Genomic DNA, 13693 nt, shown 5'->3' with positions numbered 1-13693 from the left:
CAAACCCTCTTTCACCATCACTATAGACTGTCAAATTAGCCCAGATAGTGGTCGCATCGCTATGCATCCCGATGCAGCGGACTGCATGGCATGCCGATTGCCCCGTGGAGGGCGTCTTTCACCGTCACAGTGCGATGAACACGAACCCGTTCGCGTTGGATCCGTCCCGCCGGCGCCGCCGCCCCGGTTCGAAGCCGCCGCGCCCCGGCACCTGGCTGCCGTTCGTCGGCTCGGGCGCGCTCGTCGCGATCGGCTATATGGACCCCGGCAACTGGGCGACGGCGCTCGCGGGCGGCGCGAGCTACGGCTACACGCTGCTGAGCGTCGTCATCATGTCGAGCCTGATGGCGATGCTGCTGCAGTGGGTGTCGTCGCGCCTCGGCGTGGTGACGGGGCGCGATCTCGCGCAGCTGTGCCGCGAGCGCACCGGCCGGCGCATGACGCTGTTCCTGTGGGTGGCGAGCGAGATCGCGATCATCGCGTGCGATGTCGCCGAGGTGGTCGGCAGCGCGGTCGCGCTGCAGCTGCTGTTCGGCGTGTCGCTGACGGCGGGTGTGCTGATGTCGGCCGTCGGCACCTTCGCGATGCTCGCCTTGCAGCGGCATGGGCAGCGCACGCTGGAGACGGTGGTGGTCGCGCTCATCCTGTTCGTCGGCCTGTGCTTCGTGATCGAGCTGGTGCTCGCGCGGCCCGACTGGCGAGCCGCGCTGACGGGCGCGGCACCCAGCGCCGAACTGCTGCGCAACGCCGGCATGGTGTGGCTCGCGGCAGGCATTCTGGGCGCGACGGTGATGCCACACAACCTGTATCTGCATTCGGCGCTCGTCAAAACGCATGCGCACTCCACCAGTGACGCCGACATCGCCGATGCGTTGCGCGGCGTCAACTTCGGCACCTTCAGCGCGCTTTCATTGGCTTTCGTGATCAATGCGGCGCTGCTCGTCGTGTCGGCGGCCGTCTTCCACGCGAGCGGCCACCGCACCGTGACTGACCTTGCCGATGCGCATCGGTTGATCGCGCCCATCGTCGGTTCGCACTGGGCGGCTATCCTGTTCGCGGCTGCGCTGCTCGCGTGCGGCCTGAGCGCGACCGTGACGGGCACGCTCGCGGGTCAGGCGGTGATGGAAGGCTTCCTGCAGATCCGGCTGCCACGCTGGCAACGCGCGCTACTCACGCGCGCATTGGCGATCGGCCCGGCGCTCGTCGCCGTCGGCCTGTTTGGGCCGCATGGCTCGGCGCAGTTGCTGGTTGCGAGCCAGGTGGTGCTGAGCCTGCAACTGCCGCTCGCCGTCGTGCCATTGATCCGCTTTGGGTCGGACAGCCAGCTGATGCACAGCTGGCGCGTGCGCGGCGTGCCGCTCGTGCTCGCGTGGATATGCGCGGCGGGCATCATTGCACTGAATGGCGCGTTGATCTGGGAAACAGCGACCGGTTGAATGGGCGCGTCCAGATGCATTGGAGTGCCGCCGGTTCACTGCATGCGCACGTGCAGCTTGCGCTTTGTAAGTCGTCTTTTACAATGACTTGATCGCGATCTGCGTCGGCTCGCTGCATCGATCCACTGCACGCGATTGCGCGGCGGCATGAAATACGTTGCGGACGCGTACCGCGAAGTGCAATGCAAGGCAATGCATACGAAGCTCGTTGCACGTCGCGTCGTCGCCGGTTCTGCAGCGTGCACGATCGTGCCAGGCACTGGGTGCATGAAGTTCGCTGCCGACAAGCCGCCGACAAGCAATAGCAAAGGACGACCGCTCATGCCATTGAACGCCTTGTCTTGCCGCTTCGCCTCGCTTGCCTGCCTGTCGCTTTCCTGTCTGCCATCCTGGTTGCATCACGCGATCACCCGTATCGTCCGCATCCGCTTCGCCTTTGTCGTATCGATCGCGACATCGCTCGGCCTTACCGCGCCTTGCGTGCACGCGACGACGTCGATGCTCGCGCCGCTGCGTGAAGCCGCGTTCGACGAACCGCTGTCGATCACCCTTCTCTGCTCCGCCGACGACAACGCGCCGCTCGACCTGACCTTGCCGGCGACGATCCGCGTCACGCTCACCAACGGCGACATCGCGCCGCAACCGCTCGAACTCACGCGCGAGCCCGGCGTGTCCGACGCGCTGCATCTGTCACCCGGCCAGTTCCGCAAGGTGCGCTACTCAGCGCCCTGGCCTGCGTGGGCACGCGGTGAGGTGCGTATCGATCCCGTTGGCTTCGACGCATCGCCCACGCTCGTCGCGATCAACCGGGGCCCGCGCGAAGAGAGAATCGTGCAGGCCGAGCGCGCGGAAATGCAGGCGGCAACGCCCGCGCAAACCGCGAGCGCGGCCGCCGCGGTGACGCCGGCTTCGAGCACGGAAGTCGCCTCGCCCGCCGCAGACGCACTGATGAACGCGGGCCGCGCCGCGCTCTCCCGCATCTCGTACTACGAGCCGATGTACTTTGCCGTCGGCCACAACGGCGACACCAATGCGCGCCTGCAACTCAGCTTCAAGTACCGGCTGCTGTTGCCCGACGATCTTCGTTCGAAGCGTTTCCTCGACAACCTGTATTTCGCATACACGCAGATGTCGATCTGGGATCTGTCCGCCGAGTCGCGCCCATTCCGCGACACGAGCTACATGCCCCAACTCTTCTACTACATCCCCGACACGGGAGTGCGCTCGGAGTGGTTCACGCGCATGGGCATCGCCGCGGGTATCGGACATGAATCGAACGGCCTCGCAGGCGACGATTCGCGCAGCCTCAACACCGTGTTCGTGCTGCCGACATGGGAATTCGGCGACCTGAACTCGACGCACCTGGAGGTGTCGCCGAAGGTCTACTTCTACCTCGGCACGAGCAACAACCCGGACATTGCCGATTACCGGGGCTACGTCGACCTGCTGATCAAGTACGGGAGCCCCGACGGCTGGCAACTCGCGACGACGCTACGCAAGGGCACTAAACATTGGTACGGCAGCGTCGACACGCAATTGACCTACCCGTTGGCCAAGCTGCTCGGCAGCAGTGCATGGGGTGGCTATCTATGGGTCGGCTACTTCAACGGCTACGGCGAGGACCTGCTCGACTACAACAAGCGTCAGCACTGGATGGCGCGCATCGGCTACAGCATCGCGCGATGAAGTTCAATGCATGTCGGCCAAACGCGAAATGGGTGCCGGAAGCCGACTGCGCTTTTGGTTTACCATAGCGGACCGCACGCATTTCCCGTTCAAGGTATCTCGATGTCATCGAATCTGCACGACCTTCCCGACAGCCCCTGCATCGGCGTCTGCTCGACGCTTTTCGACGAAATCTGCAAAGGGTGTGGCCGCACGGCGACGGAAGTGTCGAACTGGGTGTTTCTGACCGATGAGGAAAGGCGCTCCGTCTGGACGCGCATCGAGCGCGAAGGCACGGCGATGCGGTTCAAGTTCGACAAGCTGTGATGCATTTGCCTGTTGGGCGGACGCACCGCTTGACTGCACATGCACTGATCCGATAAGCAAAAACGCCGGCTCATGACGAGCCGGCGTTTTTCATTGCATGATCGTTGAGACGGAAGGCGATCAGAACTTCATCCCGACACCGACGCCGACGATCAACGGATCGATATGCAGCGTGCCGAGCGATGCGCCATTGAGCGATGCATCCGTCTTCATCCAGACCTTCTTCACATCGACGTTGGCGAACACCGACTTCGTCAACTGCACGTCGACGCCCATCTGCAGTGCCGGACCAAAACTGCTGCGCTTGACCGAAATCTGCTGGTCGCCCGCATGCAGGCCGTCGTTGTAGAAGTACGTGTAGTTCACGCCCGCGCCGACATACGGCCGAACCTGCCCCTGATGATTGAAGTGATACTGCAGCAACAGCGTCGGCGGCAGCACGTTGACGCCGCCCAGGTCGCCGAGATTCGAAGTCAGTTGATGCCGCGACGTGCCGAGAATCAGTTCCACGCCGATGTTGTCGCGAATCATGTATGTGAAGTCGATTTCAGGCACGATCGCGTTGTTGACGTCGACGTTCAGCGCGGACAGCGTGTCGCTCGTACGCACCTGCGGCATGATACTGATGGCGCGCAGGCGCACGAGCACGTCGCCGGCATGAATGCCTGAGGTGTCGGTGTCCGCGGCGAATGCGTGCGAAGTCATCAGCGCCAGCCCGGCTGTGCACAGCGCGACCCCGATCGATCGAATTTTTTTGTTCATAAGCTACCCTGATTTTCTTGTGTGGTTGCGCGAGGTGCGAAGCATCGTGCGCGAGAGCATTGTCGAAGTTCCCCTACACGCGCTCTTTGACCCCCGTCAACCCAGCGAAAACGCAAGACGCCCTGCGACAGCCGGTCGCGCCACGCCTGTCAGCAGCAGTTCGAGAAGATCGCGCACGCTGCGGATTGCAGTGCCGAACGGCAATGCTTCGCGTCCACGAAAAAACAGGCCGTTGTTCACGTCACCGCGCAGTGCAGCCGCAAGACGCGTATCGATGCAGAAGTGACCGAATTTTTCAATGCCGTCGCGCAAACCGCATGCACTCAGGCATTCGAGTGCAGTCGGACATGCGCGTTTGAGCGCACCAATTTTTGTGCGGATGCGCGACTCGTTGCGCAGATAGCGTTCGAGCCACGGCGTCTTCACGGCGCGCGCCGGCAAGCCCGTCACGCTGACGAATTCGACGATGTCGTCCGGCGTCGCATCGGCCAGCACGCGCTTGAAGTTCGGATGGGCGTCACCCTCTTCGGTGACGGCGAACGGCGTGCCGATCTGCACGCCGTTCGCGCCGGCTTCGAGACACGCGCGCACCGCTTCATGACTGTTGATGCCGCCTGCAACGATCACCGGCACTTCACTTCGGCTGATCTGCAGCGAAGTGAAGATCTCGTCGATTTCCTGCAGTACTCGCGTGAACTCGAAACGCGCATCGTGCATGTCGTCGAGATTCGTCACGCCGAGATGACCGCCCGCGTGCGCCGGGTGCTCGATCACGATTGCATCGGGCAAGCGGCCTTTCTTCATCCACTTCCTGAGCACCACGCCGACGCCCCGGCTATCGGACAGAATCGGGATCAACGCAATATCGCGCCCTTGTGTCAGGTCGGGCAGATCGAGCGGCAGACCGGCTCCCATGACGATCGCGTCCGCGCCCAGCTCGCAGGCGATCCGCACATAGTCCGCATGCGCGTTGACCGCCTTCATCACGTTGACGGCAATCATGCCGCGCCCTTCGCTGAGGGTTCGTGCGGCACGGATCTCACGTGTAAGCGCGACGCGGTTCGCGTCTTCGAGCGTCGCGCGGTCGGGGGTCGCGCGGCAACGTTCGAGCAGGTCGGCGTGGTGATGGCGCAAATCGATGCTGGCGATCGTGCCGAGCGCGCCTTCGCGCGCCACGCTGCCCGCAAGCCGGTGCGCCGACACGCCGACACCCATGCCGCCCTGCACGATGGGCAACAGCGATCGCCCGCGAATCACGAGCGGCGCAAACGGATGGGAAGGAAACATGAGAGGCCTCCGTCGTCGGTGGGATTCGACGAAAAGCCTCGATGGTCGCAACTGGCCAATGCAGCATCTTGCGTGAGGTCAAACAAAAAGCGCGTGCCGGTTATCGACACGCGCTTTCGTTGCGCTTCGTCATCGGTTGTGCACGTCGCGTCGACATGAATTGCCCCCGCGTCGCGCTCATGCAAATCTATGCAGGCTTGTTCACCTTCAATTGCATCGACTTGTACTCGAGGTATTCTTCGAGCCCGTATGCGCCGTTCTCGCGGCCGTGTCCCGACTGCTTGTAGCCGCCGAACGGTGCAGCCATGTTCCATGCGCCGCCGTTGATATCGACCTGCCCGGTGCGGATACGTCGCGCGACGCCCATCGCGCGCTCGTCGCTCCCCGCCCATACGGCGCCGCCGAGTCCGTACACTGAGTCATTAGCGATGCGCACGGCTTCTTCTTCGTCCTTGTAGGTGAGGATGGTCAGCACCGGACCGAAAATTTCTTCCTGCGCAATCGTCGCCTTCGGATGCACGCGGCCGAACACAGTCGGTTTCACGAAAAAGCCCTTCGAGATGCCATCCGGCATGCCGGCGCCGCCCGTGACGAGTTCCGCGCCTTCTTCGATGCCACGCGCAATATAGTGCTGCACGCGAGACTGCTGCGCAGCGGAAGCCAGCGGACCCAGACGCGTCGTCTCGACGCGAGGATCGCCTGCGACAAATGCTTCGGCTGCCTTCTTCGCCAGTTCGCGCGCTTCGTCATAGCGCGATTCGGGCACGATCATGCGCGTGTGCGCCGAGCACGTCTGCCCCGAATTCAGAAAGCATGCGCCCACCGTGCCCTTGATCGCCGCAGCGAAATCCGCGTCGTCGAGAATGACCGACGCCGATTTGCCGCCGAGTTCCAGTGCGACACGCTTCACCGACGCGGACGCCAGTTCCGATACGCGCTTGCCCGCGCGGGTCGAACCAGTGAACGACACCATGTCGACGGATGGGTGACTGGCGAGCACTTCACCGACCACGGGGCCATAGCCGCTGACCAGATTGAACACACCGGCGGGCAGCCCCGCTTCATGAATCGCTTCCGCGAGCACGAAGGCATTCAACGGCGCCACTTCCGACGGCTTGAGCACGATAGTGCAGCCAGCCGCAAGTGCGGCTGCCACCTTCAGCGTGACCTGGTTCAGCGGATAGTTCCACGGCGTAATCGCGGCGACAACGCCGACGGGCTCCCGCACGACGAGCGAATTGCCGACCTGCTCTTCGAACTGGAATTCACCCGCGAGCTTCGCATAGGCATTCCAGTTGTAGACGGGGCCGCCGACCTGAATCGCGCGTGCGAGCTTGATCGGCATGCCGACTTCGCCGCAGATGTAGCCCGCGAGTTCATCGGTGCGCGCCTTGAGATTGTCTGCAATTTTTTGCAGGTAGGCGCCGCGCTCCCTGGGCGAGGTCGCGGCCCAACCGTCGAAAGCAGCGCGGGCAGCGGCAATGGCCGCCTCGGCATCGGCTTCGACGCCCTCGGGAATGCGGCCCATCACTTCTTCCGTGCCCGAGTCGATCACGTCGATCATGCCTGTGCCGCACGGCTTGATCCATTTGCCGTCGATGTAGAAGTGCTCGAAGGTCTTCATTGTTTTGCGTCCTGTCTCCTGGATAGTCTGTTCATTTTACTCGTGGGAAAACGACGCAATCGGACGCAGACAAGGGGAATCGGCGCGAGAGCGCAAAACGCATCGGCAGCAGGCAACAAAAAACCCGCTTCGCAAGAAGCGGGTTTTGGTCGGAACCGCGGCGGTAACGCTTACTGCACGCCCTGGCTCGAAAGGAAGTCTTCGTAGTTGCCGCCGAAGTCGCTCAGCGTCCCATCCGTCTTCACCTCGATGATCCGGTTCGCCAACCCGGTCACGAATTCACGGTCGTGAGAGACAAAAATCAGCGTACCGTCGTACTTGTCCAGCGCGATCTGCAGCGATTCGATCGACTCCATGTCCATGTGGTTCGTCGGCTCGTCCATCAGCAGCACGTTATGGCGGCCGAGCATCAGCTTGCCCCAGATCATGCGGCCCTTCTCGCCGCCCGACAGCACCTTCACCGACTTCCTGATGTCGTCTGCATTAAAGAGCAGGCGGCCGAGCGTGCCGCGCACCATCTGCTCGTCGTCGCCTTCCTTGCGGTACTGGTCGATCCAGTCCATCAGCGTGACGTCGCCCGGGAACTCTTCGTACGTGTCCTGCGGCATGTAGCCGATGTTCGCGTTCTCCGCCCACTTGATCGAACCGTGGTCGACGCTCAGATTGCCGAGCAGCGAACGCAGCAGCGTCGTCTTGCCCGCGCCGTTTTCACCGATGATCGCGATGCGCTCGCCCGGCTGCACGCTGAGGTTGAAATTGCTGAAGATCGTGCGGTCGTACTTCTTCGTGATGCTGTCCGCGACCACTGCAATATTGTGCAGCTTCTTCTCGTACTCGAAGCGGATGAACGGGTTCTGACGCGACGACGGCTTGAATTCCTCGATCTTGATCTTGTCGATCATCTTCAGACGGCTGGTTGCCTGGCGTGCCTTCGACTTGTTGGCCGAAAAGCGGCGCACGAAATCCTGCAGGTCGGCGACACGTTCCTTCGCCTTCGCGTTCGCGGCCTGCTGACGCTCGCGCGCCTGTGTGCTCGCGAGCATGTAGTCGTCGTAGTTGCCGGGATAGACTTTCAGCGTGCCGTAGTCCATGTCCGCCATGTGCGTGCAGACCTGGTTCAGGAAGTGTCGATCGTGCGAGATGATGATCATCGTCGAGTCGTACTCGTTCAGCACGTCTTCGAGCCAGCGGATCGAGTTGATGTCCAGGTTGTTGGTCGGTTCGTCGAGCAGCAATACGTCCGGCTTCGAGAACAGCGCCTGCGCGAGCAGCACGCGCAGTTTCCAGCCCGGCGCGACGTTGCTCATCGGACCATTGTGCAGGTCTATCGAGATACCGATGCCGAGCAGCAGTTCGCCCGCGCGCGCTTCGGCCGTGTAGCCGTCGTACTCGGCGAACTTCGCTTCCAGTTCGGCCGCGTGCATGTAGTCGTCGTCGGTGGCTTCCGGATTCGCGTAGATCGCGTCGCGCTCGGTCATCGCCCCCCACATTTCCGTGTGGCCCATCATCACGACGTCGAGCACGCGCACGTCTTCGTACGCGAACTGATCCTGACGCAGCTTACCGAGACGAACGTTCGGCTCGAGCATCACATTGCCTGCACTCTGCTCGAGATCGCTGCCCAGGATCTTCATGAACGTGGACTTGCCGCAACCGTTCGCGCCGATCAGGCCGTAGCGGTTGCCTCCGCCGAATTTGACCGAGATGTTCTCGAACAGGGGCTTCGGCCCGAATTGCATGGTGATGTTGGCAGTAGACAGCACGGCGCGTCCCTTTGAATGATAGATCGGCGAAAAACCCAGTATTTTAGCAGGTTATCGCCTCATGCGCGCCGCGCTCCGGACCACTGCCAGCGCCCTGCTACCCTTTTTTACGTGTCGTCTGCAACACGTCGATGAAACCGGACAAATCTGCATCCGCCAGTCCCATGGCTGCACCGAGACGCAACAGTTGCTGCACCGTGCCCGAAACCGGCATTGGAGTGCCCGTTTCGCAAGCCGCGGCGGCAATCGTGTCCACATCCTTCTGGAACGTGCTCAAGGCGCCGATCGGCGGCTGACCCGACTGCGTCATGCGCGGCACGAAGGTCTGCAGCAGCACCGAGTCGGCCCAGCCGCCCGCGAGCGCCTGCGTCAGCCGTGCGGCGTCGATACCGCTGCGCTGCGCGAGGCTGACAGCCTCGGCGATGGCCGCCACCGTCGACGTCACGATCGCCTGATTGCACAGCTTGGTGGTTTGTCCCGCGCCCGCCGTGCCCATGTGCGTGACGCGAGCCGCATAGGCCCCGATCACGGGCGTGACGGCGGCAACATCGGCTGCCTCGCCGCCCGCCATCACGGCGAGCGTTCCGGCAATCGCGCCCGACACGCCGCCCGAGACGGGCGCGTCGATCCAGCCGAGGTTCGCTTCCGCCGCCCGTGCGGCGAACGCGCGCGTCGCCGACGGCGGGATGCTGCCGTGATCGACGATCCAGCGCACGGGGCTGTCGCCGTTCGCCTCGAGCACGCCTGGCACGATGCCGTTCGCGCCGAACACGACTTCTTCGACAGCCGCCGCGTCCAGCACGCACAGGAAAATTGCTTCAGCCCGGCCGACGAGTCCAGCGGGTGTCGACGCGACCGTCGCGCCGTCCGGCACCAGTACCTCCGCCTTCGCCCGCGTGCGATTCCACACCTGCACTGCATGACCTGCACCAAGCAGATGCCGAATCATGGGCGCACCCATCAAGCCCGGTCCGCAAAAACCGATCTCCACTTCTCTCTCCTCCATTTGATGCACTGCACGCATCGGATTGCACCCGCCGGCAGGCGACGGCATGCGAACTGTCCATCATACCGGCCGCATCGCGTTGCAGCATGCCGGGCACGCCATGTGCGGCATGCATTCGAGTTCGTCACGCAACAGCCATTGCCTATACTTTTTGGACCATCAGGAGGTAAATCATGAGCGACCACGTGTACAAGCAGATCGAGCTAACAGGTTCGTCAACGAAGTCCAGCGATGACGCGATCCGCTGCGCGATCGAAAAAGCCAGCAAAACACTGCGCAATCTGCACTGGTTCCAGGTCATCGAAACGCGCGGTCACATCGAAGACAATAAGGTCTCGCACTGGCAGGTAACGCTGAAGGTCGGATTGCGCATCGACGATTGAAGCGGGCGGCATCGCGTGCAGCGAGTTGCATAACGCATGCGGCCCGCCGTCTGCGCGATCCGCGCAACCATGAAAAAAGCTGCATCCGGCACGAAACCGAATGCAGCTTTTGGCGTTTGCGCATGACGCGCAAACGCGTGCACTACGCGTTAACCGCGGAAATCAAATCCCGCGTGAACCCCGCGTGCCGCACGCATTTCAATGCAGTGCATCACTTCGGCAGCGAACCGTCCACGCCTTGGACATACCAGTTCAAACGCTGCAGTTCAGGATCGGCAAGCGTCTTGCCAGCCGGCACCTTCACCGCACCCGTCTGGTCCTTGATCGGGCCTGTGAACACATCCCACTTGCCGCTTGCCAGTTGCGTGCGCTTCGCGTCGACATCCTTCATCGCGTTGGCCGGAATAGCCGACGTGTTCATGTCTTCGAGATTGACAGCCTTCTGCGGAATGCCCCACCACACGGGATCGTTCTTCCACTTGCCGTCCAGCACCTGCTGGATGGCAGCCGTGTAGTAGACGCCCCAGTGCGCAACCACTGAACCCAGGTGCGCATCAGGACCGAACTTTTTCATGTCCGAGTCCCAGCCGAATGCATGTACATGCTTTTCAGACGCAGTAGCCAGCGTCGCGCTGGAATCGGTGTTCTGCAGCAGCACGTCCGCGCCCTGGCCGATCAGCGTTTCGGCTGCCTGCTTTTCCTTGCCCGGATCGAACCAGCTGTTGATCCAGATGACCTTCGTGTGCACCTTCGGATTCACCGAGCGCGCGCCGAGCGTGTAGGCATTGATGTTGCGCACCACTTCAGGAATCGGCACCGAAGCGACGAAGCCGAGTGTGTTCGTCTTCGTCACGTAGCCGGCGGCGACGCCTGCCAGATAGGCACCCTGATACATGCGAACGTCGTACGTGCCGAAGTTTGCTGCCTTCTTGTAGCCCGTCGCGTGCAAGAAGACGGTGTCCGGGAAATCCTTCGCGACCTTCAGTTCGAAGTCCTGGAAGCCGAAACTCGAACCGAAGATGATCTTGTTGCCCTTGTTCGCCAGATCGCGGAACACGCGCTCCGAGTCGGCGGACTCGGGCACATTCTCGACACGCGTGATCTTGATCTTGTTGCCGAACTTCGCTTCCGCTTCCTTCGAGCCCTGGTCGTGCGCGTAGGTCCAGCCTGCATCGCCGGGGTTGCCGAGATACACGAACGCGACGCCGGGCACATCGGCGGCCTGCGCAGTCTGCGTCAGCGCGCCGCCCGTCGCCAGCGTCGCGGCGGCCAGCGCCAGTGCGCTCAGCATGGTTCTTTTCTTCATGTTTTCTCCTGTCGTTGAATCAGACGTTTTTACTTGATGAACTGGCATGCACTATCATTGATCGCTGGACGCCGCGCTCAGCCCGCCGCGAAGAACGGCTTGCCGAGCGACGCGGGCGCATTCAGGCGAATCGTGTTCGGATTGCGCGAAATCAGCACGAGCACGACGACCGTCGCGACGTACGGCAGCATCGCGAGGAACTGCGTCGGCACGGGAACGCCGATCGCCTGTGCATAAAACTGCAGACCCGTCACTGCACCGAACAATAGTGCACCGATCAACAGACGCCCCGGACGCCACGTCGCGAACACCACGAGCGCCAGCGCAATCCAGCCACGACCTGAAGTCAACTGCTCCTGCCACAAGTGCAGGTTGACGATCGAGTAGTAGCCGCCCGCGAGTCCCGCCATCGCGCCGCCGAACAGCGTCGCACCATAACGCACGCCGATCACGGGAAAACCGACCGAGTGCGCGACCTGCGGCGACTCGCCGACCGAGCGCAGCACGAGCCCGGCGCGCGTGCGGTACAGGAACCAGCCGACGACGCCGAACATGATGAACGCAAGATAGTCGAGCGGTGTCAGGCTGAATAGTGCAGGTCCGAGCACGGGAATCTTCGAGAGGCCGGGAATCACCCACGTGCCGATCGACTCGCGCACGGCCGCCGACGTGTATGGCTTGCCGACATAGGCCGACAGGCCGATGCCGAAGATCGTCAGCGAAAGCCCCGTGGCGACCTGGTTCGCGAGCATCGACAGCACGAGGAACGCGAACAGCAGCGACATCGCGATGCCCGCGATGATCGCGGCGAGCACGCCCAGCCAAGGGTTGCCCGTGATCGCTGTGACCGCGTAGCCCGTCACGGCGCCCATCAGCATCATCCCTTCGACGCCGAGGTTGAGCACGCCCGACTTCTCGGTGACGAGTTCGCCGACGCCCGCGAACATCAGCGGTATCGCGGCGACGACGGCACTCGACGTGAGCGCGCTAGCTTGTTGAATATCCATGAGATTTGATCTGAATCCGGCGGTTTTACGATGCCGCGATGCCACGACGGCGCACGCGATAGTTGACGAACAGGTCCGCGCCCAGCAAACAGAACAGCAGCAGCCCCTGGAACACGCCCGACAACGCCTGCGGCAGTTGCATCGACGTCTGCACCGCCTCGCCGCCGAGATACAGCAAGGCCATCAACAGACTCGCGAGCACGATGCCGACCGGGTGCAGCCGTCCGACGAACACAACGATGATCGCGGTGAAGCCATAGCCCGGCGACCACGTCGCCTGCAACTGGCCGATGGGTCCGGAGATCTCGCCCATGCCGGCGAGTCCCGCGAGGCCGCCGCTGATCAGCAGCGACGTCCAGATCGTCTTCTTGTCCGAAAAGCCCGCGTAGCGCGCGGCCAGTGGCGCAAGACCGCCGACGTTCATGCGGAAACCCGCAAAGCTCTTGCGCATGAACAGCCACACGAGCGGGATCGCGATAATCGTCACGAAGATCGACGCGTTCAGCCGCGTACCCTTCAGAAACTTCCAGTGCCAGTCGCCGTAGAGCGTCGGATACAGTGCGTCGCCTGAGAACATTTCGGAGAGCGGGAAGTTCATGCCCTGCGGATCGCGCCACGGTCCGCTCACGAGATAGATCAGCAACTGCGTGGCGACGTAGGTGAGCATCAGGCTCGTGAGAATCTCGTTGGTGTTGAAGCGGCTCTTGAGCAGCGCGGGAATCGCGGCCCACGCCATGCCGCCCAGCACGCCCGCGATCATCATGGTCGGCAGGATCCACCAGCCGGTCGCCTGATCGAAGTAGATCGCGACGCCACTCGCCGCAATGCCGCCGAGCAGCATCTGCCCTTCCGCGCCGATGTTCCAGACGTTCGCGCGGTAGCCGATGGCAAGGCCCAACCCGATCAGGCAGAGCGGCGACGCCTTGAGCAGCAGTTCGGCCCAGCCGTTGACGCTCGACAGCGGCTCGATGAAAAACGCGGCCATCGCCTGCGCCGGATCGCGCCCGACGAGGCTGAAGATCAGAAAGCCGATCACGAGCGTGAGGAGCGCGGCGATCAGCGGCACGGCAAGCTGCATCGTTCGCGACGGCGACGTGCGGGCTTCGAGTCGATACGGAAGAATCATT

Annotated in this window: 12 protein-coding genes; 4 read left to right on the top strand and 8 right to left on the bottom strand. The window is 62.7% G+C overall.

Annotated features, from left to right (window positions below; genetic code table 11):
- Positions 1-134: 134 nt before the first annotated feature.
- The 3 genes from C2L64_RS06925 to C2L64_RS06915 all read left to right on the top strand — a co-directional run bounded on the left by C2L64_RS06925 (position 135) and on the right by C2L64_RS06915 (position 3428).
- Positions 135-1436: an Nramp family divalent metal transporter gene (locus C2L64_RS06925; protein WP_079485125.1), complete on the top strand. Its 1302-nt coding sequence runs from the start codon at positions 135-137 to the stop codon at positions 1434-1436.
- A gap of 321 nt (positions 1437-1757) precedes the next feature.
- On the top strand, positions 1758-3122 hold the full coding sequence (locus C2L64_RS06920; RefSeq protein WP_090836058.1) for a phospholipase A: 1365 nt from the start codon (positions 1758-1760) through the stop codon (positions 3120-3122).
- A gap of 102 nt (positions 3123-3224) precedes the next feature.
- Positions 3225-3428 (top strand): DUF1289 domain-containing protein, encoded by a 204-nt coding sequence (locus C2L64_RS06915; RefSeq protein ID WP_007588292.1) that lies wholly within the window; start codon positions 3225-3227, stop codon positions 3426-3428.
- A 120-nt stretch (positions 3429-3548) separates the two neighbouring features.
- Here C2L64_RS06915 and C2L64_RS06910 read toward each other — a convergent pair whose 3' ends face one another.
- The 5 genes from C2L64_RS06910 to C2L64_RS06890 all read right to left on the bottom strand — a co-directional run bounded on the left by C2L64_RS06910 (position 3549) and on the right by C2L64_RS06890 (position 9888).
- Complete coding sequence (locus tag C2L64_RS06910) at positions 3549-4190, bottom strand: OmpW/AlkL family protein (RefSeq protein ID WP_090836024.1); 642 nt, start codon at positions 4188-4190, stop codon at positions 3549-3551.
- Between the two features lie 96 nt (positions 4191-4286).
- Positions 4287-5477, bottom strand: coding sequence for an NAD(P)H-dependent flavin oxidoreductase (locus C2L64_RS06905; RefSeq protein WP_090836023.1), 1191 nt, complete (start codon positions 5475-5477; stop codon positions 4287-4289).
- Between the two features lie 187 nt (positions 5478-5664).
- Complete coding sequence (locus C2L64_RS06900) at positions 5665-7101, bottom strand: aldehyde dehydrogenase family protein (protein ID WP_007732199.1); 1437 nt, start codon at positions 7099-7101, stop codon at positions 5665-5667.
- A gap of 170 nt (positions 7102-7271) precedes the next feature.
- On the bottom strand, positions 7272-8864 hold the full coding sequence (locus C2L64_RS06895; RefSeq protein WP_007588288.1) for an ABC-F family ATPase: 1593 nt from the start codon (positions 8862-8864) through the stop codon (positions 7272-7274).
- Between the two features lie 97 nt (positions 8865-8961).
- Positions 8962-9888 (bottom strand): NAD(P)-dependent oxidoreductase, encoded by a 927-nt coding sequence (locus C2L64_RS06890; protein WP_035537711.1) that lies wholly within the window; start codon positions 9886-9888, stop codon positions 8962-8964.
- Between the two features lie 155 nt (positions 9889-10043).
- Here C2L64_RS06890 and C2L64_RS06885 point away from each other — a divergent pair, with 155 nt between their 5' ends.
- On the top strand, positions 10044-10253 hold the full coding sequence (locus C2L64_RS06885) for a dodecin (RefSeq protein ID WP_007588286.1): 210 nt from the start codon (positions 10044-10046) through the stop codon (positions 10251-10253).
- A 211-nt stretch (positions 10254-10464) separates the two neighbouring features.
- Here the strand turns inward: C2L64_RS06885 and C2L64_RS06880 are convergent, their stop codons facing one another.
- The 3 genes from C2L64_RS06880 to C2L64_RS06870 form a co-directional block, all read right to left on the bottom strand.
- Positions 10465-11559: a BMP family ABC transporter substrate-binding protein gene (locus C2L64_RS06880; protein WP_090836022.1), complete on the bottom strand. Its 1095-nt coding sequence runs from the start codon at positions 11557-11559 to the stop codon at positions 10465-10467.
- A 77-nt stretch (positions 11560-11636) separates the two neighbouring features.
- Positions 11637-12566, bottom strand: a complete 930-nt coding sequence (locus C2L64_RS06875) for an ABC transporter permease (RefSeq protein ID WP_007588284.1) — start codon at positions 12564-12566, stop codon at positions 11637-11639.
- 25 nt (positions 12567-12591) lie between these two features.
- Positions 12592-13692, bottom strand: coding sequence for an ABC transporter permease (locus tag C2L64_RS06870; protein ID WP_007588283.1), 1101 nt, complete (start codon positions 13690-13692; stop codon positions 12592-12594).
- Between the last annotated feature and the right edge of the window lies 1 nt (position 13693).

This window comes from Paraburkholderia hospita, from assembly GCF_002902965.1.
GTDB classification, from domain to species: Bacteria; Pseudomonadota; Gammaproteobacteria; order Burkholderiales; family Burkholderiaceae; genus Paraburkholderia; species Paraburkholderia hospita.
Note: the sequence above shows the minus strand (reverse complement) of the source record. Positions and strands in the feature narration are given on the sequence as shown.